General features: G+C 51.5%; 20 protein-coding genes. 5 read left to right on the forward strand and 15 right to left on the reverse strand.

The window, feature by feature from the left end:
• Window positions 1-32 precede the first annotated feature (32 nt).
• Window positions 33-1418 carry a dipeptidase gene (locus J4F31_05300; GenBank protein MCE2495976.1) on the forward strand — a complete coding sequence of 462 codons (1386 nt, stop codon included), beginning with the start codon at window positions 33-35 and terminating at the stop codon, window positions 1416-1418.
• Between the two features lie 103 nt (window positions 1419-1521).
• Here the strand turns inward: J4F31_05300 and ccsA are convergent, their stop codons facing one another.
• The 7 genes from ccsA to J4F31_05335 all read right to left on the reverse strand — a co-directional run bounded on the left by ccsA (window position 1522) and on the right by J4F31_05335 (window position 9502).
• Window positions 1522-4170 (reverse strand): cytochrome c biogenesis protein CcsA, encoded by a 2649-nt coding sequence (ccsA, locus tag J4F31_05305; GenBank protein MCE2495977.1) that lies wholly within the window; start codon window positions 4168-4170, stop codon window positions 1522-1524.
• 65 nt (window positions 4171-4235) lie between these two features.
• Window positions 4236-4583, reverse strand: coding sequence for a hypothetical protein (locus J4F31_05310; GenBank protein MCE2495978.1), 348 nt, complete (start codon window positions 4581-4583; stop codon window positions 4236-4238).
• A gap of 1 nt (window position 4584) precedes the next feature.
• Complete coding sequence (locus J4F31_05315; protein ID MCE2495979.1) at window positions 4585-5091, reverse strand: hypothetical protein; 507 nt, start codon at window positions 5089-5091, stop codon at window positions 4585-4587.
• A gap of 178 nt (window positions 5092-5269) precedes the next feature.
• Window positions 5270-6889 (reverse strand): hypothetical protein, encoded by a 1620-nt coding sequence (locus J4F31_05320; protein ID MCE2495980.1) that lies wholly within the window; start codon window positions 6887-6889, stop codon window positions 5270-5272.
• Window positions 6890-6894: 5 nt separating this feature from the next.
• Complete coding sequence (locus tag J4F31_05325; protein MCE2495981.1) at window positions 6895-7650, reverse strand: hypothetical protein; 756 nt, start codon at window positions 7648-7650, stop codon at window positions 6895-6897.
• Between the two features lie 252 nt (window positions 7651-7902).
• A complete protein-coding gene (locus J4F31_05330) occupies window positions 7903-8355 on the reverse strand; it encodes a hypothetical protein (GenBank protein ID MCE2495982.1) in 453 nt (150 codons plus the stop codon).
• A gap of 91 nt (window positions 8356-8446) precedes the next feature.
• On the reverse strand, window positions 8447-9502 hold the full coding sequence (locus J4F31_05335; protein MCE2495983.1) for a hypothetical protein: 1056 nt from the start codon (window positions 9500-9502) through the stop codon (window positions 8447-8449).
• A 118-nt stretch (window positions 9503-9620) separates the two neighbouring features.
• Here J4F31_05335 and J4F31_05340 point away from each other — a divergent pair, with 118 nt between their 5' ends.
• On the forward strand, window positions 9621-9776 hold the full coding sequence (locus tag J4F31_05340; GenBank protein ID MCE2495984.1) for a hypothetical protein: 156 nt from the start codon (window positions 9621-9623) through the stop codon (window positions 9774-9776).
• A gap of 283 nt (window positions 9777-10059) precedes the next feature.
• Here J4F31_05340 and J4F31_05345 read toward each other — a convergent pair whose 3' ends face one another.
• From J4F31_05345 to J4F31_05365, 5 genes are all read right to left on the reverse strand, one after another.
• A complete protein-coding gene (locus J4F31_05345) occupies window positions 10060-10530 on the reverse strand; it encodes an NAD(P)-binding domain-containing protein (GenBank protein MCE2495985.1) in 471 nt (156 codons plus the stop codon).
• 36 nt (window positions 10531-10566) lie between these two features.
• On the reverse strand, window positions 10567-11325 hold the full coding sequence (locus tag J4F31_05350; GenBank protein ID MCE2495986.1) for a ferredoxin family protein: 759 nt from the start codon (window positions 11323-11325) through the stop codon (window positions 10567-10569).
• A 67-nt stretch (window positions 11326-11392) separates the two neighbouring features.
• Window positions 11393-11836: a hypothetical protein gene (locus J4F31_05355; protein MCE2495987.1), complete on the reverse strand. Its 444-nt coding sequence runs from the start codon at window positions 11834-11836 to the stop codon at window positions 11393-11395.
• Between the two features lie 48 nt (window positions 11837-11884).
• A complete protein-coding gene (locus J4F31_05360; protein ID MCE2495988.1) occupies window positions 11885-12028 on the reverse strand; it encodes a hypothetical protein in 144 nt (47 codons plus the stop codon).
• A gap of 171 nt (window positions 12029-12199) precedes the next feature.
• Window positions 12200-14206 (reverse strand): thioredoxin domain-containing protein, encoded by a 2007-nt coding sequence (locus J4F31_05365; protein ID MCE2495989.1) that lies wholly within the window; start codon window positions 14204-14206, stop codon window positions 12200-12202.
• 389 nt (window positions 14207-14595) lie between these two features.
• Here J4F31_05365 and J4F31_05370 point away from each other — a divergent pair, with 389 nt between their 5' ends.
• Genes J4F31_05370 through J4F31_05380 form a run of 3 tightly spaced genes read left to right on the forward strand, consistent with a single transcriptional unit; the run spans window position 14596 to window position 16558 of the window.
• Window positions 14596-14970, forward strand: coding sequence for an inorganic phosphate transporter (locus J4F31_05370; protein MCE2495990.1), 375 nt, complete (start codon window positions 14596-14598; stop codon window positions 14968-14970).
• Entirely contained in the window at window positions 14927-15436 is a 510-nt protein-coding gene (locus J4F31_05375) for a hypothetical protein (protein ID MCE2495991.1), read from the forward strand. The genes J4F31_05370 and J4F31_05375 overlap by 44 nt, the downstream gene beginning before the upstream one ends.
• A 36-nt stretch (window positions 15437-15472) precedes the next feature.
• Window positions 15473-16558, forward strand: a complete 1086-nt coding sequence (locus tag J4F31_05380) for a hypothetical protein (GenBank protein MCE2495992.1) — start codon at window positions 15473-15475, stop codon at window positions 16556-16558.
• Here J4F31_05380 and tsaB read toward each other — a convergent pair.
• From tsaB to J4F31_05395, 3 genes are read right to left on the reverse strand one after another with little or no spacing between them, the layout of a single operon-like run.
• Entirely contained in the window at window positions 16527-17201 is a 675-nt protein-coding gene (gene tsaB, locus J4F31_05385) for a tRNA (adenosine(37)-N6)-threonylcarbamoyltransferase complex dimerization subunit type 1 TsaB (protein ID MCE2495993.1), read from the reverse strand. The genes J4F31_05380 and tsaB overlap by 32 nt on opposite strands.
• Window positions 17201-18439 (reverse strand): efflux RND transporter periplasmic adaptor subunit, encoded by a 1239-nt coding sequence (locus J4F31_05390; GenBank protein MCE2495994.1) that lies wholly within the window; start codon window positions 18437-18439, stop codon window positions 17201-17203. The genes tsaB and J4F31_05390 overlap by 1 nt, the downstream gene beginning before the upstream one ends.
• 3 nt (window positions 18440-18442) lie before the next feature.
• Window positions 18443-19798 carry a TolC family protein gene (locus tag J4F31_05395; GenBank protein ID MCE2495995.1) on the reverse strand — a complete coding sequence of 452 codons (1356 nt, stop codon included), beginning with the start codon at window positions 19796-19798 and terminating at the stop codon, window positions 18443-18445.
• Between the last annotated feature and the right edge of the window lie 291 nt (window positions 19799-20089).

Here is a 20089-nt window from a genome sequence, read left to right on the forward strand (position 1 = left end):
ACTTGGTGCTTTTAAACGAAAAGAAAACGACCATGTCGAAGATCAATAGCTACATCGAAGAAAATAAAGATCGGTTCTTGAACGAGCTGCTCGACCTACTCCGAATTCCCGGCATAAGTGCGGATCCAGCGTATAAAGGCGACGTTCTGAAATGCGCTGAAGCCGTGCGAGATAGACTCGTTGAGGCGGGAGTGGATAGCGCGGAAATTTGTGAAACTCCGGGGTATCCGATCGTTTATGGTGAAAAATTCGTTGGCGAAGGGCTTCCGACCGTGCTCGTTTACGGACATTACGACGTGCAGCCAAGTGATCCGGACGATCTTTGGGATTCCCCAGCTTTTGAGCCGGTGATCAAAAAGACCGACATCCACCCTCAGGGTGCGATATTCGCTCGAGGGTCGTGCGACGATAAAGGCCAAATGTACATGCAAGTGAAGGCCTTTGAGGCATTGGTGAAGACGGGAGAGCTTCCGTGCAATGTAAAGTTCATGATCGAAGGTGAAGAAGAGGTCGGGTCCGAAAGCTTGGATGGATTCGTCAAGGCCAATCGCGAGAAACTTAAGAACGACATCATCCTGATTTCCGATACGGGAATGTTGGGTAACGATACGCCGAGCATCACGACCGGTCTTCGCGGATTAAGCTATGTGGAAGTTCAGGTTACCGGTCCTAATCGCGACCTACACTCTGGACTCTATGGGGGCGCTGTAGCCAACCCCATCAATATTTTGGCGAAAATGATTGCCTCGTTGCAAGACGAAAACAACCACATCACCATACCCGGATTCTACGACAAGGTGATCGAGCTGAGCGACGAGGAGCGGGCCGATATGGCGCGTGCTCCGTTCAATCTGGAAGCCTACAAAGCATCACTTGACCTCACAGATGTGCACGGCGAAAAAGGGTACGTTACCATGGAGCGTAATTCGATCCGCCCTACACTGGACGTGAATGGTATCTGGGGCGGATACACAGGCGAAGGCGCCAAGACCGTCATCGCGAGCAAAGCCTACGCTAAGATATCGATGCGCTTGGTACCGGATCAAGATCCAAAGGAGATCACCGAGTTATTTACGAAACACTTCGAAAGCATTGCGCCCCCCAGCGTTCGGGTTAATGTAACCCCACATCACGGAGGCCACCCTTACGTGGCTCCGACCGACACCCCAGGGTATTTAGCGGCGAGTAAGGCCATGGAAGAGACCTTCGGTAAAACGCCGGTACCGGTGCGTAGCGGTGGAAGTATTCCGATCGTAAGTCTCTTCGAAAAAGAGCTCGACAGCAAGAGTATTCTGTTCGGCTTTGGTTTGGATAGCGATGCCATCCACTCACCCAATGAGCACTTTGGATTGTTCAATTTCTACAAGGGAATTGAGACGATTCCATTGTTCTACAAGAACTTCGCGATGAATTCTTAATTGGCTCATAGTCCACAAGTCCATTGTCCACAGTTCATGGTTGATTGGTTGAGATTTCTTAACTAGTTGATTGGCTTACGGCCTATGGCAATGAAACTAAGAACTAAGAACTCCTAAGCCTTCTCCACCTCATGTAGGCCACCGAGCTCAACAGCACTAACGAAATCACGGCTATATACACCCACTGTGGAATGGGAACAGGATCACCGGCGGCGTAGCTGTGGAGTCCACTGAGGTAGTAATTGACCCCGTAATAGGTCATGATCACTGATGCCAGTCCGAAGAGGGTGCCGACATTAAATGCGAACATATTCCTAAAGGCCGGAATAAAACGCATGTGCAAGATCACGGCATAAACCAATATCGAAACGAGCGCCCAAGTCTCTTTGGCATCCCAGCCCCAATAGCGTCCCCAGGACTCGTTTGCCCAAACCTCACCGAGGTAGGTTCCGACCGATTGCATGAAGAGTCCGGCCGTGAGCGTTATCTCACTGATGGCACTTAACTCTTCGATTTTCGGCCGCGTCTTTTTCCATCGTTGTCGACTCGCCGTTGCGATCAGCAACAAATTGATCAGCCCGATGATGGCACCGAGCATCAAAAAGCCATAGCTACCGGCCTCCAGACTCACGTGGATAGTGAGCCAGTACGATTTAAGCACCGGAAGGAGCGGGGTGATCTCCGGATTCAAATAGCTGAGCATGGCGATCAGCAGCACCACCGACGCCAGAATATTGGTTGCCGCCAAAGCGCCGACCGAACGTCGCGCGAATAGGGTTCCGGCCAAAGTAGAAGTCCAGGCGATGTAGATCATACTCTCATAGCCATTACTCCAGGGTGCCCGCCCGCTGACATACCACCGCAGGCCGAGTCCAACCGTGTGAAAAATAAAGGCCAACATCAGCGCTCCGGTCAAAATCCGAGCCCATCGGCTATGTAGTGGCTTTTCTATGAACACACCGGCAAACAGCAAGGTCAGGAACAACAAACCCAGGAACAGGTATACCAAGGCTAGCCTATTGAAGGGCTTCCATTCGTTAAGCCAAATCTCGGCGCTGCGCTTGGCATCGGTCGGAACCAAATCCGTGCCTTGATTCCTCTGATAGCGATCGAGGTCGGCCGCTAGGTCATTAGCTTGTTGGTATTGGCCCTCTCGGGCCGATGTCCTCAATGCGCTTCGATACGAGTTAAAGAAGCGGGCCGCCACCTCGGTCGGTTGCTCACTGCGATGGTGTGCGCCTGAAGACCACCGCCGTGCAGGGTCATCCGGCACGGGCACCAATCGAAAAAGCATGCCTGAAAACACCATGTTCATGATGTTCACCCGCTCATCGACACTGATCAAGTTTTTCTCATAAACGCCTTTCTCGGTAGCGTCCATCATATTGGCACGAGCGACCTCATCGCCCAATTTGTACGATCCGTCTTCGTTGAAGAAATCGCGATAAACCGCTTTATCCCCCTCTACTCCAACCAATTGGTTTAATCGCTCTGCCTTGCCCAACTTCACGAATTCAACCGCATACCAAGCCGAAGGCTCTGTCCACGTACTCAATACCACTTGGTCGGCATTGAGACCCGACCACGACTCACTTCCGTGGATTTTGCGCAAGATTTCCCGGCTCAGTGTGTGCATGGGCTTCATGCGCCCTCGAACGTCCTGAACGATCAGTTCCGAAAAACGCTCGGCATGGTCTTCGTCGATCTGAGGCACGGTTTGACCTTGAACCTGACCGGCCCAAGAGACCGCTATTAAAATCGCAATCGCTGCTCCCCTGTTCCGAAGCTTGGTCACGCGCTGTCCCAATTCGGCAAATCGCGTGTTTTTTGAGAACAGCGTCAACAACATACCCAAGGTCAGCAGTGCATAGCCCAGATAGGAAGTCCACGTTCCTAAAGCATCGTGATTCACACTGAGGTAGATCCCAAGCTCATCGCGATCGTAGCTCGATTGAAATAAACGATAACCCCGATAGTCCAGAATATGGTTCATAAATATGCGAAACGGGCGATCAACACCGCGTTCCTGATCGTGAATGATGACCTCGCTCGCAAAACTTTCCGGAGAGTTGGTGCCCGGGTATCGCGTCATTTCAAAATCGAGCAATTCGAGCGAAAAAGGCACCTTCACTCGTTTTGCCCCATAACCGGCCCCTACAACATCGCCAACGACGACCTGCAATACACGGCCTTCAAGCCCTTTTTGACCCGTAATCAGCAACTCTTCAGCTCTCCCATCGGCCGTGACCTCCAACCTTAGTCCATTGGTAGATCCGCTAACCAACTTGGAGCTGCCCGGCAACCATTGTAGTTCACCGGACGGCATAAAATCACCAAACACGAAGGCCCCGTAACTCGATTGGTACAGGCTTCGGAAACGCAGCATATGCCACTTATCGAGCATCAGGGTGTCCATTGCTCCCGTGGCCATGACCCGCTCTATCAAGGGCGCATCGGCCCGTAGGGCCATAGAATCACCACTCCACCTCAAAGAAAAGGACCGCGGAGACGGATCATCACTAAAATCAAAGGGCACGCCTTGAATGAGCCGCTGATCACCTGGCGAGAGGTAGTACTCGCTTCGACCATTGGCCCCTCCAAAAACCACCTTGAGCAATGGCTTACCATTTTCAGAAGACCGTGCGCTGATACTCGCGTTTGGCAAGAACTCCAACAGGCGAACGCGGATCGATTTTCCGTCGAGCTCAAAGATCTCGTCAAACGCATTGGTGCCGAGCGTACCAAAAAGCACTTTTCGATCGATCTAGTACGATCGGTCCCCAACTTCGAATTGAAGCCCGACGTACGATTCGCGACTTAAAAAGTAATTCGACGAATCCCCTTCACGGATGTGCATGGTGCCTTCAAAACCGTAAAATCGAGTGAAGGCCAACCCAACAGGATCACGAGCATCGCCCCGTGAAAAATCAGAACCGTCCAACGCCGTCTTTGAATGAGTTTGAACTGAATGATGTTATACACCAAGCTGCCGCCGAACAAAAAAAGCAGTGTTTCGAACCAAGTCGCCCTGTAAACCACCTTCTGGGCGGTATCGGTGCCAAAATCGTTCTCCACAAAGGTGGCCGCACCCACGGCAATGGCAAACACAGCCAAGTACAACAATGCAGCTCGCCTACCCAACAACATCTCGAACACCTTCTTCATATCAACGCGTCAATCGTGCATCCTCCAAAATGAAATCGTACCGATAGCCGGCACCAAAATCCCGATCCGCTCTAAATGTCCCTTCAAAAGTCAATTCGTGTCCGGCCGGAATCTGCTCCGCCGTAGTCAATACAAAGTCAAACGAATTCATGGTCCCGTCCGCCAAATGCACCCAATTGCGGTCCATGATGTTCGGATTCACCTTCACCACACGCCCGGTCACTTTGACTTGTTTGCCGACGTATTCTTCTGAATTCGCTATCAATTCTTTAATGGATACGGACCCTACGGGTCGATCGAGGGCTTTCACGGGTTTCTCAATTTCCTGCACGGGCGCCTTGGTCATCCAGGCCCGCCTACCTTCCGATTCCTCCGACTTCAGATCCGACACCAAGTAGATCTCTTCAAAGGTTCTATCGAATTCGGTACTGTGGTAGTTCGTTTTGTACAACCCTTGGTGAAAAACGTAGTGCCCACCAACTTCAAAGAGGCCTTTTCGCGTAGCCAACCACGTTTACGAACCATCGGACATACGAACTTGCAGGTACTGATATCGCTCTCCTTCGAGCATCTCCGGAACATGCATCTCGCGGTGCGATGCGTCGTAATCCGAAACCGTTTTAGACTGACCCGGCTCGTTGAAGACATCGGTTTTATAAGACTCCTGTTCAGTACCTACGGAGTCATTAGCTTCGAGTGAAGTTTTGTTTTGTCCGCAAGCTACGACGAAGAAAAGCGCGCTTGTTCCCCTGCTTAGAATATTCGCCGAGTGCGCCCAATCGCCAGGCCGATGCCAGTCGGGTGTTCGCCTCTACACCGTAGTAGTGTTGGCCGGGAACTTGAATGTCAACAGAAGTATTCTCATACGACAAGCCCCGGTAATAAATTGCCGAGTACGCTTTTCCATCGAAGAAATTTCGGCTGTATCGGGCCGACCACAACCGGGTCGACAAATACCTCGATGTTGTTCGGCCATATCGCGCTGATAAATTGCCACCGATCCACGGTAGTCGATACATTCCGTAGATCTGTACGAATTGACTGTAGTTCTCGGTATTCAGCTCCTTTCGGTAATTGTAGACCGCCCCGATCGACCAACCTCCACTCGATCGGTAATTCAGGCGAACTCGGTAACCTTGTCGTATGTTTTGTTCGGCCAGCAATCGCTCGATCTCGGTGTCGAATTGCTCAAAGAAGATAATGCGGTCCCTCGAGTCGAACGATGCAAAGGCCGTCCAATGACGATTGAATCGATAGCGCAACGATGCGTAAATACTCGTGAGCTTGAATGTGCTTGCCGCTGAGGCCGTATCGAAATTCTCGTAAAGGTCTACTTCTCCCGAAGCGAAGGCATACCATTTACCGACGGAGGTCGACTGTTGCAAATAAAGATGCCGTCGATCTACATTCCTATTATTCCGCTGCTCTAAAAACCCGAGTGTAGCTTGGGTCCACCAATCGCCCTTGCGCTTGTCGAATCCGCTGTATACTCCGTATTCAAAAAGCGATGGGTCGTAGCCAAAGTCATCGAGATCGGGTCGCGAACCCACTATGGCACCAGCGTAGAATGCACCCCAATACTTTTCGGCTTGTAAACCATCTATAGGTCCTAGTGACGATGCCTTGTGATTAATGGCACGGCCCGGGGTGATGCGGAGTGAATCGCGAGCGTGGCAGGTAATTGCAGCTCTGTAGATATTGACCAAAGTCGTAGGGCCACTGCTCGGATTATTATCGGACCGTATATACTCCTGATAATTGAGATAGGTATTGAACGAAAAGCGAGAACCAGCTATGCGATCGGCATTTACATAGGCCCTTCCCACAAGCCGGGTGTACCCTCCCACGTTGTCGTCCGGGGTATAATTGCTGTAGCTCGCAAAGGAAATTCGACCATCAACATGGTCAGGTCTGGCTTTTTTTACTTCGGGTTCGACCTCAGGTTCCTCGGTCGTGGCCGCGGTGTCGACCTCGGTACTAGAGGTGGCAACCAGAGCTGCAACCGCGGGCTCGGCTTCGGGAGGTCTCTTTTTAATCAGGATCACTTCGTCGCCTTTGGCGGGATCACAATCACCAATACGCTCCGTTACCGCCGATACGGACGAGATCTGCATCACGCGCAAGCAAGGTTCGCCCCCAAAAAAGAGGGTATCGCCTTGGGTTAGGTCCGAGGTGTTCGAAAAACGCACATACACGTTCTCCGATGCTACATAGCTCACCTCTCCCGACACGGACGTGTTTTGGGCCACAGTAGCAAATCGTGCCGTAGGCACTAGAAAAAGTAAAAGGACAAAACGTTTAATCATGGCTACTATTCGGAACCGTCCGGATGACAGTTGTAGCAGGCGGTACTTTGGTAAACATAGCCGTTCACCTCATCGTGTTCATCGGCTAAATCGTTAGGGTCATCGTGCTCGTGGCAGTCGATACAACTAAATAAGGTGTAGTTGTTCGGCGTCGTATGGCAATCGATACACGTGTTCCACTCGCCTTGGTGGTTACCCGAATAGATCGGGAAGCATTGACCGTCGTGATCCGTAAAACCGGCTGGGGTCCAGCCGGGGTCGAGGGAGTGGCACAAGGTACACTCGGTACTGAAGCCTTGGTCGGCGTGATTCGGATCGGTGGTGTTGTTGAAATCGTCGATATGGCACGAGGCACATTCGCTACTGATCTGTGTATAGTCCGCGCTCGTATGACACGCGTTACAGTCGGCGACATCGTGTACTCCGGTCAGGTGGAACATGGAGTGAAATCCGGGGATGTTCCAGCCGATGGTGTTGGGATCGTGGCAATCGGTACACGCCATGGAGTAGCCCGATGCGTTGTGGTCGGGTTCTGTAGTGGCCAAGAAGTCGTCCGTATGGCACGAGTTGCATTCCGAGGAAATATTGTCGTACGGCATGCTGGTGTGACACTCGACACAAGCCGAGCCATCGTGATTTCCAGTAAGCGGGAAAGCAGAGTGAAAACCTAGAACACTCCAGCCAATGGTATTGACGTCGTGACACTCGGTGCATTCCATTGAAAAACCTGCAGCACCGTGGTCCGGCTCAGTGGTGGCCATGAAATCATCGGTATGGCATGAGCTGCATTCAGAAGAAATCGAACCATAGGGTTGACTCGTATGGCATTAGTTACAATCGCCGATGTCGCGGTTTCCGGTCAAGGGAAAGCCCAAGTGAAAATCCTCACCTACGCCCCATTCAACGGCATCGACATTATGACACTCGATGCAATCGAGCGAGAAACCCACTTCGGTGTGGTTGGGAACGCCGGTGGTCAGATAATCGTCGCGATGGCAGTCTACGCATTCGTTTCAGATGGGTTGGAAAGCGAGCGGGTTCCCACCGGTATGGCAGTCGTTGCACGAAATAATTCGGTGGGTTCCCTGTAGAGGAAATCCGTTTTGTTCGTGGAGTTCCGGAATATCGAAAACGAGCCAACTATTACTGTCGTGGCATCGGTTGCAGTCGTTCCCGACGGTTTGCTGGTGCACATCCTCATGGCAGCTGAAACAATCCATTTCGGCCCCTTTGAAGCTCAGATCATCGTGGCAATCGGTACATGAAATATTTTTGTGTTGGCCTTCGAGCTCGAAACCAGTGGCTTTATCGTGATCAAAGGTCATTTGGTCCAGCCGAATGTCCCAGCCGCCCGAATGGTGGCAGTCGCGGCAATCGATCTTGAGTTCATCGCCGTGTGGGTTTTGTCCGGAGGCTAGAGCAGGAGCCAGCAGGCAAGCGAGTAGAATTGCCTTCAAAAAATTCATCAACGGTAAAATAGGTGACCTAAAGGTCGTAAATATGACCTCTACCATCAAGAGTGGCAATCGATACAATCAAAACGTTTTATCTTATAGATTATGATGTCGCTATTCTCCTCCGGCTTGTGGCAGGCGTCGCATTTGATCTGTGCGTGTCGGCCTTCGAGAATGAACTGCGTACTGTCGTGATCGAATTTGGCAATGGGCCAGTCGGTAGCAATAGCATGGCATCGAGCGCAATCACTCGAACTTTCGGGGGTGTCGAATTGAGCTCCGTGGGCGATTCGTCGGAATGGCACTCGGTGCAGGCTTTATCGCGTCCTTTGAATTGTTGAGTATCCCAATCTTCACTAAAATGGCAAGCGCGGCAATCGGCCGAACCGTGAACGCCTTCGAGGGGCCAATCGGTTCTGCTGTGGTCGAAGGTGATGGATGTCCAAGTATCGTTGTTGTGACATTCGGTGCAGCCGTTCATCGAGCCGAAAGGCTCATCCATATATCCCTCGTGAATATTGTCGTGGCAAGCGACGCAGCTCTCCGATTCGAGGGTGAAATACCACCGCTGTTCCTCGCTGGGCTTGTGGCACGCAAAGCAAGGCGTGGCGAGGTGTGCGCCTTCGTGGGGGTAGTCCGATTCTTGGTGATCCGATAAGCCGAAAGAGCTGAACGAAAATTCATGCTGCAGATCGTGGCACTGATCGCAGTCGGTAACCAAGCCTTCGATGGAAGTAAAATCACCTTCGTGGTAGTCCTCGTGGCAGTCGGTACAGTTATCGAATGGTATTGGCTGAGAATAATCGCCCGATGTGTGACTATCGGCGCACGATACCTGTTGGTGTTGGCCTTCGAGCGGAAAATGAGTGAGGCCGTGATCGAACCTGTTTCCGGCCCGCAGTTGGCTCCAGCCGTTTACCGAGTGGCAATCGGTACAGGCAATTCCGAAGCGCCCATCGTGCTCATCTTCGTGGCAGTCGGTGCAATTCGCAAAGGCAACCCCAGCGAATTCTTGAAACGCTTGACCATTGCGCCGGGTTTCGCGGTGGCATTCAATGTAATCTACCTCGGTATGCCTTGCCCTCGAGCTGAAACGGCGTTTGTCCGTGATCGAAATACTCAGCCCCTTCGAAAGTGTCAAAGCTGTGGCACGAAACACAATCTTCGGCGAGGGTTCCCCAATGTTGATCGGCATGGCAGGTCAAACACGCTTCTTGCAGTCCAATGAACGTTTCGCTGCGCTTAGCGATCTCTTTATCCGCGATATTATCGGCGGTATGGCAATCGCGACACGCGATGCGTCCGTGCTCTCCCTCGAGCGTATAGCCGGTCCGGTCGTGTTCAAACGCCTCTTCATCGAACCGAGTAGCGTCGAAGGCTCTACCGTGATGTTCGCTGTGGCAGTCGATGCACGATTACTTCTTTACATCTGAATAGGCGTGATACCCGCGATCCGCCGAAATGAGCGTTTGGATTTCCTTGTGGCAATCGAGGCATTTTTGCTCGGAGATCTTATTTCCAATATCGTGGCACTTGGTGCAATTCGATATCCCTTCCAAGTCGGCGTGCGCGGTTGAAAGCTTACCCGGCGAGAATTGAGCCAATGAAGAAAGCGACAACAGAAGCAACAGCAGCGGAATATTCGATTGTATCCTAATCCTGTTTTTATGTAGCTGTAGCTCATTAACTATAATTCTTCTCCCCCCGGTCATCACGCTAATTTCGGTACTTCTTAACGATCTTACCGAATTTCTTTTCGACATCGATACCGGCGTTCTTCAAAAAATCGATCGGCAATTCTCCGCCGATGAAGATGTAGACCAAATCGTTCTCCAGATATCGCTCCGTTCCGTCGGCCGTTTTCAAGGTTACCGAATCGGGCTTGATCTCCGTAACATTCGAGGAGTAAAGCACCTCAATTTCTTCCGCTTCCAACGCCGCTTCGAGTTTTTCTTGATTTCCGGGCTTTATTCGTCCAAATTGATCTTTGCGGTACGAAATACAGACATGGTTTCGATCCTTGAGCAACAAGGCCGACTCCACGGCAGAATCACCTCCACCGACCACGAGTATTTTATTATCCTCGATCAATTCCGGGTCGAGCAACCGATACGCGACCTTGGTCGAAACCTCATCCGGAACCTCCAATTTACGCGGGGTACCTCGCCGTCCAATGGCTATGAGCACTTGATCGGCAAAAACCGGATCTCGTTCCGCAATTTCTCAAGTATATGCGCCTGCGGCGCGATGAATGGCATCGACCTTATGCCGTTCGCGCACCTCGATGTTGTGCTTTTCGATCGCATCGGTCCAAATATCCAATAGCTCATGCTTGCCGGTATTGACCAACTTCACAGGCCCGTACAGTGGAAGGTCCATCGGCCGGGTCATGACCACTTTTTGTTGCGGAAAAGTAAATACCGTTCCGCCGAGCGAGCCTTGTTCGAGGATCACAGCTTTCATACCCAGGCATTTGGCCTCGAGCGCGGCGGCGATTCCGGCCGGACCCGCACCTACGATGGCCAGATCAACTTCGACTTCGGATTGCTCTGGTCTGTTATTGTGCGCCGTTCTAACGGCCTGTATTCCCTGTTCCGCGCTGTTCTTTATAAGGCCCATTCCACCCAATTCCCCGGCAATATAGATCCCCGGCACATTGGTCTCATAATCGGGCTTTACATGGGGCAAGTCAACACCCCGCTTTTCAGTGCCGATTCGCACTGAAATGGCTTCGACCGGACAGGCGTGAAAGCACGTTCCGTGACCAATGCACGCGGTGGCGTTGATCACCGTTGCCTTTCCGTTGATAAGCCAAAGAATATCCTGCTCGGGGTAAGCTCGTACGCAAGCACCACTTCCAATACAGCTACAGCGATTGAGGTCGATGTACGGATGAAGGGACACGGGTTCGAATCGGCCCGATTCCTTCGCTTTGTTCATTTTATCGCGAACTTCGGCCGATTTTCGTTTTCCCTTGCGCACATAGACCGCAACTACTATGATGACGAATAAGAAAGTAAGACCATATGTTATGACTTCCTCGAGAGCATTAAAAGATCCATTTATAACCCAAGGCCAGAGTTACCCCAATGTGGATGACGACGATCACCAACATGATCAACACAAAGGGCCGGTGTACGATATGCCAATAGCCAAACCATTTGTACATGGTCTTGATTCGGCGCATGCCGGCCTCTGATGCGTCGACGTCGGTTTCAATTTCTTGAAGTGATTTGGTTCGACTCGAAACCGACTTGGGAATTTGCAAGTATAAGTAGCGGCCCACTACCCCGCTGAGCACTATCGCCGTCATGCTCCAAAAGGCAACGGAAACGATTCCGCCAAACTTGAAGGTAGTGTGAAAAAGCACGAGTATGGGCCCAAGAGTGCACAAAAATATATGGAACTCGAGCAGGTATTTCAGACGGATGTATCGGTCCAGATAGCCATACATTTTTGCCGTGATGTACATGACCACTCCAAATAAGATCATCGATGTGCCTATGATACCAAGGCCGTGCCCAAGTATACCGGAAGCTTTTTACCAATCGTACCGCGGATGGTAAAACCGCTCTTCAAGAGGCAGCGAATAGAAGTCCCATCCAACCCAGAATAAATAAGCCGTTGCGGCCACTGTAATGGCCGACATGATCAATATGTAAAAAGTGTGCTGTGCTCTTTTCAAAATCCCAATGATCGATATTCATTGAACGACCGAAAGATGGGGTTTTGTATGAAACTACGCAATGACGAATGTTCTGAGGTGGTTGGTTGGTTGGTTGGATAAGAAAGTTAATGGCTAATGGAAGTAACCGACGGCTAGGAGTTGTTTGGTTAAGCTCATGTTGCTTATGGCCTATAGCTTATGGCCTATAGCCTGTGGAACCTCGAACTCCTCGGTAGGAAGCTGGCACGCCCCTTCTTCGCAGAGGTAGAACAGCGTTTTGCCGTCGACGAAACGCCCCGTAAGGAGTGGTAATTTGGAGGGCGATACGCTTCCGGCCGAGAGGCCGAAAGGAAAATAATGAGCATCGATCTGCTTTCGCATATTCAGGGCCTGCGGCCCGATGACCACCACCTCGTAAAATGGCCCTAGCTCGTTGAGGTAGAGCGACAGCCAATTGGAGTAGCCTTCGCCGTAGTGTTCCATTTGGGGCTCCACGGCATTAAGCATTTGGCGGGCGGTGTCGCGATAGCTACGGCGATCGTAGTGGAATCCGAGTCGGTACAACTGATGCGCCATGACGGAATTCGACGCGGGGATCACGTTGTCCGAAGTTTCCATACTCCGCACCACAAGTGCTTCACCGTTGTTCGATGTGTAGTAGAACATCCCCCGCTCATCGGAGAAAAAGTGATCGAAACAGTACAAGGCCCATTGATGCGCCTGCTGCAGATACCGCTCGTCAAAGGTGCATTCATACAGATCGAGGTAAGCCTTGATCGAGAGGGCGTAGTCGTCCAGAAAACCATCGATGCTGCTTTTGCCCTGCTTGTACGACCGCATGAGTCCGCCCGCATCGGTTCCCTGCTGCTCCAGCATCCATCTGGCCGTTCGCCGCGCCTGCTCCAAATATTCCGACTTGTCGAATGTGCGGTAAGCCGCCGCCAAACCACTCACCATAAGCGCATTCCAAGAGGTCAGGGATTTATCGTCGAGCCCCGGCCGCTCGCGTTTTGAGCGCGCCTTCAATAGTTTCGGGAGCACCTCCTCGCGAAGTTGCTTGTGCTCCGGCGAATCGTTGGTCCGGTGCAGAATGTATTTTCCTTCCCACTGCGCCTGCGGCGCGATGTTATAATAGTCGGTAAATTCAGCCCACCGTTCGGGCCGAACCACATGGCGGAGCTCCTCTTCGGTCCACGTGTAAAATGCACCCTCTTCCCCTTCACTGTCGGCATCGAGGGCACTGTAAAAACTCCCACTGGACTCATCGTACATTTCGCGCATCGCAAACTCGATACTCTGATGAACCGCCTCGGCATACAGAGGATCGGCCTGCTGCCGGAAAGCTATGCTGTATAGTTCGATCAGCTGACCGTTGTCGTAAAGCATCTTCTCGAAGTGCGGGATCTTCCATTCGGGATCAGTGGCATAGCGGGCCCATCCACCTCCGACCTGGTCGTAGATGCCGCTCAACACCATTTTTCGCAAGGTGTGGTGAACGTGTTTCACCACAGCCGAATCGTTCTGCCGCACACCGTAGCGCAATAGAAATTCATAGTTGGTCGGCATTGGAAACTTCGGCGCTCTATCGGGTCCACCCCGCTGCAGATCGAATCCTTTTTTCCAATTCTCTACGATCGAATCCACGAATTCCGCTTTGGGCTTAAGTGGGTCTTTGGGGCGCTCAATGAGTTCCATCATCTGGACACCTTCTGTGAGACGAACGGCATACTCCTCGGCCTTTTCGGGTTCGTTGGCCCAGAGCGCAGCTACCTGCTCCAGCGAATGCACCCACTGGTGTTTGGGGAAGTAAGTCCCGCCCCAAATGGGCCGCCCGTCCGGCAGGGTCACACAATTCAACGGCCATCCTCCGCGCCGGGTCATCAGCTGTACGGCATTCATGTAGATCTGATCCACATCCGGACGCTCCTCGCGATCGACCTTGATGCAGATATAGTGCTCGTTCATCACCTCGGCCACATCTTCATCTTCAAAGCTTTCGCGTTCCATGACGTGGCACCAGTGACAGCTGCTGTACCCGACAGAGATCAGCAACAGTTTGTTTTCCTTCTTTGCCTTTTCAAGAGTCTCAGGGGTCCAAGGGTGCCAGTCGACCGGATTATGAGCATGTTGCAGGAGATAGGGCGATGTCTCGTTTATGAGGGCATTGGTGTGTGCGTGGTCATTTTTCTCGGACATACAAGAGCAGATTATTAGAAAGCCGGTGTAAAGGAATAGCCTGATGAAGCGGGTAAAGTTCACATTCTTCAAGGTACGAATCAACTTGGTTGATTGGTTGAATAGTTCATGGAAAAACGCAGCACTGCAGCCCCGGGTTTAACCCCGGGGGTCCATGAGGTGAAACCTTGTACACGATTACCCAACGCACGATCCTTTGGCACCGGGTTTTAACCAGGGGGTTTAAAAGCTCAATTGTAAAACGGAATTTCGGACCTTGTTTTCTGACCCGAAGAACCTGAAGCTGAATCCAAAGCAACTAAGAACTCAACACTAAGAACTCCATAACACTGCCTTAACACTCCAAAAATCTTAGAGTTGCAGCAATTATCCGCATTTGCGGTCAACCTATGGAGACCTTCTATCTTTTGATCGTTGTGGTGCTCGTTGGACTTGCGGCTACGGATTTAGTCGTTGGAGTCAGCAACGATGCCGTGAACTTCCTAGATTCCGCTATTGGCTCCAAAGTAGCCACGTACAAAATCATTATGATCGTAGCCGGTGCGGGTATCTTTATCGGGGCTACCTTCAGCAGCGGCATGATGGAGATCGCTCGGAAAGGGATCTTCAACCCTCAGTATTTCAGTTTTGCGGAGATCATGATCCTTTTCGCCGCAGTGATGATCACGGATATCCTCCTGCTCGATTTCTTTAGCACCTTCGGATTACCGACCTCGACAATTGATCAAAGGGATCAAAGGGGCCGGCTTCGTCAGCGGAGATAGCATCCATTGGATAGGAGACAACGCTCTGATACTCATTGGTGCTTCTCTGGTTTTTTGGGCCGGAATCTTTCAATTGTTGATCGCCTTTGGAATTAACATCCTCAAATGGATCGTGATGTTCGGCACCTTTTCGTTCGCCATGGCCTTCTCCGGAAACGACCTAGTGAACTTCATTGGAGTACCCATTGCCGGACTCGAGAGCTACCTTATCCGGAAAGACTCCGGTGTGCCGGCCAATGAATTTATGATGAACGTACTTTCAGAACCGGTGCGCACAAATACTTGGTGGTTGCTTGCGGCCGGATTCATCATGGTGGTTACGTTATGGTCTTCAAAAAAGGCCCGTACCGTGGTTGAAACACAAGTCGATTTGGGTCGACAAGCGGCCGGAGACGAGCGCTTTGAACCAACCGCTTTAGCTCGTGCATTGGTCCGGAGTGGGCGCGTGATAGGGTCATCCTTGTAGAGTCTGCTTCCGCGAACGACACGTCGGAAGATCAACGTGAGCTATAGACCCGTTGGGGTACCGGAGGATCCCGAAGTGGCTTTTGATCTGGTTCGCGCATCGGTAAATTTGACCGTTGCCGCCATGCTCATCTCCTTTGCGACCAATTTAAAGCTCCCCCTTTCGACCACATACGTGAGTTTTATGGTGGCCATGGGTGCTTCGCTGGCCCATAGAGCCCGGGATTGCGAAAGTGCCGTTTACCGCGTAAGCGGGGTGGTGAACGTCGTGGCCGGATGGTTCATAACGGTCGGAGTTGCGTTTGCCGTGGCTGCTTTGTTCGCGTACATCATACACAAAGCCCATATGACCGGTCTCTTTGGATTAATTCTGGTCGTGGGGTTCATCCTCTTCCGAAGTTACGCCTACCACCGAAAGTCTTCAAGCAGGAAAAAAGCAAAGGGCTCACTCGTGGCCTTGGCCGATAAACCGGAGTTTGAAGTCCGCCAGATGATCGCGCAAAATGTGACGCAAATGCTGAACCTGAGTCTCGAAGCAACGGAAAGCACCTTCGATGCCGTGTTCAAGGAAGGTCGCGATTCGGTCAATTCGGCGATGAAACGGGTCGATAAATACAACGACGAAAGCAGTCGAATGAATACCGATTTCTATCGCTTTTTGCGAAAGGAGAAGGAATCGGACCGCGAACTTCAACAAGGCTTGCTCAAAGTTCTCGATCACTATCAGGATGTGGTGCGAAGTGTGAAATTCATGCTTCAGAGTATCGACGCACATTTGGCCAACAGCCACGCCCCATTCCGCGAAGGACAGGTGGCTCACCTCATGAACTTGTGGCACGGCCGGAAGATCATGGTCGAGAAGGTCAATGCGAATTTGCCTGGATCGGACGAGCTGGTTCAGGAGGAGCTGCGCATTAAAAAGAAAACTTTGATGGCGAAGGTCGATGAATACCTGGCCGAACAATTCGAGCGCGCATCTACGGGTGCCGTGAGTCAGCGAAATCACGAACTCTACATCCTCTTGGTTCAGGAAATGAAGGACCTAGTGGCCGTTACCCCACGCTTCGTGAAGGCCATGAACAAGGTCGAGGTCAAATCAGCTTCTTCGGGATCCCCGCAATAAAATCCTTAAGGTAGAACGGCTCAAAATACGCCACATCCTCGAAGCGCTTGGCCCTAAAGGCCGCTTCGCCCAACGCCACCATGTCGCGCGCACTTGGAAACTGCTGATGCACGTCGGGCCGTAGGCCCAGAGTCACCTCCCTCAATTTATCGGCTCCATCACCCACCAGCATGAAAGGCTCCAAGCCCATAAAAGTGCTCTCGTCCACGACCAGCGCCTCAATCTCGGACAGCGGGTGCCGGTCGCTGTCGAAAGTCTGGCCATATACCTCCATCCGCCGAGCATCGATTACCGTAACGATCTTTTTATCGGGAGCGGCCTCAACGGCCGGATGATGGGCTAGGACGGCGTTTGTGGTCATCGAGATCAAGGGGATGTCAAGCGCAAAACAGAGCCCTTTGGCAGCGGAAACGCCGATGCGCAAGCCCGTATAGCTGCCCGGGCCCTTACTCACACAAACACCTTGGAGGTCGCGGGGCTGCAGGTCGTTTCGCTTTAAAACGCGGTCGATGAACAGATGAAGATTCTCGCCATGCGAATACCCTTCGTTAGCCTGTTCTTCGAGATCGATGAGTGATCCATCGCGCCCTAGAGCCACGGAACAATTGCGGGTGGCGGTCTCCAAATGGAGCAGCAACGCCATTACTTCTTCTCTACGATATCGTTGTTGAGGAGATCCTGAGCCACCGTTCTATACGGTCCGGTAATGATTTCCGTACTGTCCGAAACGCCTGAAGTGATCTCGATAAAGGTATCGTCTTGTACACCGGTTTCAACCGCCTTGAGCACGGCCTTTCCTTCTTCGTAAAGAAAAATGACCTCGAAACGCTCATCGCTTTCTCCGAATCGGTTACCCAATCGGGTGGCCGAACTCGATGTGTCGTTCCGAGTGGTCACAGACTGAATAGGAACCGTAAGGATGTCCTTCGCCACCTCGGTAATGATATCCACGGTAGCGGTCATCCCGGGTCTAAACGGGCTTTTTCCATTTTTTCCCAATTCGGTGTAGCTGTCGCGCAGGATGCGGATCTTCACTTCGAAGTTCGTCACCTGGTCGGCGCTCACGTTCACAAGGTCCGCCGAACTGGCGATCTCCGTGACTATTCCTTTGAATTCGTGATCGAGATAAGCATCGACCTCGATATCCACTGAATCGCCCACTTCAACTCGAACGATATCCGTTTCGTTTACGTTCACCACGACCTCCATATTATTGAGATTCGCAATGCGCATAAGCTCGGTTCCCTGCATTTGATTGGTCCCCACTACCCGTTCTCCAAGCTCAACGTGCAGCGCGGAAATGGTTCCGGAATCGGGTGCGTAAATAGTCGTTCTAGCGAGGTTATCACGGGCTTCTTTCAAGCTCGCCTCTCCGTTCTTCACCATGGCCTCAGCCGATTCTACGCCGAGCTTGGCCACTTCGTATGCACGAACGATCTGATCCCACTGTGCGGTAGAGATCACCCCTTTTTTGTGAAGTGGTTCGTTGCGATCGTAGTTGTTCTCCGCCTCGACCAATTGAGCGCGGGACGAACTCAAATTGGCACGCGACTGATTCAGCGAAGCCTCGGCCCTGTCTACCGCAGCTTCGATCAAATCGGGGTTGATGCGCACCAGAAGCTCACCATTGCTCACGCGCTGTCCTTCAACTACTGGTAAATCCACGATCTCTCCTGAGACCTCAGGTGCGAGTTTGACCTCTTTCTCGGGTTGGATCTTACCGCTGGCACTCACCGTCTCAATGATGGTGCGTCGAGCAGCGTAATCGATTTCCACTTCAATAGAACTGGATTCTCCGAACCAACCTTGTTTTTTGCCGATGACGCCTACGATCATTAAAATGACCACGGCAATAATGATGTAGCGAATCGTTTTGCTCATGACCTATCGGAGTTGCATGTTACCGTAATAGAAATCGAGTACTCGATACTTGAAGATGTAGTCGTACTTGGCCCGAAGTAAGGAAGACTCAGCCCGGGTCAGGTTGTTCTTCGCCACGTTGTAATCGACCACATTGACTACACCTACATTGTATCTTTCTTCCGTGTACTTAAATGCTTCGCGGTTGCTCTTCACGGCCACCTGAGCTGCATCATATGCCTTGAGGGCCGCAACGGCATCGGCATGCGCCTGCTGAATGCGCTGCAAGAGCTGGTTCTTCACGTTTTCGCGGTTGTTTACCGCGCGCAAGTAATTCAAATGAGAGCGGTTGACATTACTCTTGTTCTGACGGCGATTCAGGATCGGAATACTCATATTCACCCCCACTCCCGTATTCCAGTTCTCACTTAGTTGATCGCCATAGGTATTCGCTTCTCCGGTAAACGGATCCGTTTTGAGCCGGTTGGTCCAAAAACTCGAGAAGTTACTCGATAACGATATGCTCGGAATGTATCCGGCCGATGATATTTTTTCATCGAGCTGTGCACTCTGAACACGAGCCTCGGCCGCAGGCAGATCGGGCTGCGTGTTCAACGCGGTCTGATATATCTCGTACGCCGTGTAGTTCAAAAGGGTCGGATCCGGCATTTCAATTTCCGGAGTTTCGACGTCAAATCCCGTGTAGTCGTCGAGCTGCAGACGTTGCGCCAACTGGAGCAATGAAAGGTTGACGTTGTTCCGCGCTACGATCACGTTCTGATTCTCCTGAGCCAACTGAGCTTCGATCTCGTAAAGCTCGCCCTGCGGACTAGAGCCCGCGTCGACCAACTTCGAAGTACGATCGACTTGTTGCTGCGTAATATCGCGCTGTTCAAGAGCCACGCGAAGCTGCTCTTTCCCCAAAAGGATATTGACGTAATCGAGAGCAACGGTCAAAGCCAAATCGTTCTTGGCCTTCTCTAGGTCGAGCTGTGAAGCATTGTAGTTGACCTCGCTCTGAAGGGTCTGATTGTGAATCTGACCACCTCTAGAAATAGGTACGTTGGTTCCGATCCAATAACTATTCTGTCCGGTAAACTCAGTCGTGTTGATGTTGGTGACCGGGTTCGTGTTCAAACCCCAACCACCATTGTAGCTCACTTGAGCATTCAAGGTCGGATACCAAGCCTGTTTCGCCTGCAAATAATTCTCTTGATCGATCGCGGTCTGAATGGTCTGTGAACGTACCGTGAGGTTGTTCTCAACAGCGTATTCAACGCATTCTTGCAGCGACCAAAGCTTTGTTTCGGGTTCAGTCTGCGCTTGCAAACCGAAATCGAATGCCACACAAAGTGCAGCGAGGAGTAGATTCGATTTCATGTGTTTCGTGTTTTCTGTACAAACAAATATAGATTTTTTTCCCAACGCCTGAAGTTTCTGCGCCTACGGCGCGATGCATTTGTCTCGCCGACCTTTGAACTGAATGGGTGGCGCAGGTGTTGGTTGATTCAGTAGTTGGATGGTTGTATTGTTGTATAGTTGGATGGTTGAGAAAGAAAGTTATTGGTTAAAGGCTAATGGTTCTTGGCCAATAAGAGTCTGTTCAGAAAAGTGTGTCACTTAACTTAGTGATATGAAAAAGCAAGAAATATCGAAAGCCGGCTTACAAGA

It is taken from the genome of Flavobacteriales bacterium (genome assembly GCA_021296215.1).
Lineage (GTDB): Bacteria > Bacteroidota > Bacteroidia > Flavobacteriales > ECT2AJA-044 > ECT2AJA-044.

Excerpts from the sequence above, each read along its gene's own strand:
- J4F31_05300 (MCE2495976.1), top strand. The coding sequence starts at position 33 with ATGTCGAAGATCAATAGCTACATCGAAGAAAATAAAGATCGGTTCTTG.
- J4F31_05310 (MCE2495978.1), bottom strand. The coding sequence starts at position 4,583 with ATGAAGAAGGTGTTCGAGATGTTGTTGGGTAGGCGAGCTGCATTGTTG.
- J4F31_05320 (MCE2495980.1), bottom strand. The coding sequence starts at position 6,889 with ATGATTAAACGTTTTGTCCTTTTACTTTTTCTAGTGCCTACGGCACGA.
- J4F31_05325 (MCE2495981.1), bottom strand. The coding sequence starts at position 7,650 with ATGGCCACCACTGAGCCGGACCACGGTGCTGCAGGTTTTTCAATGGAA.
- J4F31_05330 (MCE2495982.1), bottom strand. The coding sequence starts at position 8,355 with ATGAATTTTTTGAAGGCAATTCTACTCGCTTGCCTGCTGGCTCCTGCT.
- J4F31_05340 (MCE2495984.1), top strand. The coding sequence starts at position 9,621 with ATGGCAATCGCGACACGCGATGCGTCCGTGCTCTCCCTCGAGCGTATA.
- J4F31_05355 (MCE2495987.1), bottom strand. The coding sequence starts at position 11,836 with ATGATCTTATTTGGAGTGGTCATGTACATCACGGCAAAAATGTATGGC.
- J4F31_05365 (MCE2495989.1), bottom strand. The coding sequence starts at position 14,206 with ATGTCCGAGAAAAATGACCACGCACACACCAATGCCCTCATAAACGAG.
- J4F31_05370 (MCE2495990.1), top strand. The coding sequence starts at position 14,596 with ATGGAGACCTTCTATCTTTTGATCGTTGTGGTGCTCGTTGGACTTGCG.
- tsaB (MCE2495993.1), bottom strand. The coding sequence starts at position 17,201 with ATGGCGTTGCTGCTCCATTTGGAGACCGCCACCCGCAATTGTTCCGTG.
- J4F31_05390 (MCE2495994.1), bottom strand. The coding sequence starts at position 18,439 with ATGAGCAAAACGATTCGCTACATCATTATTGCCGTGGTCATTTTAATG.
- J4F31_05395 (MCE2495995.1), bottom strand. The coding sequence starts at position 19,798 with ATGAAATCGAATCTACTCCTCGCTGCACTTTGTGTGGCATTCGATTTC.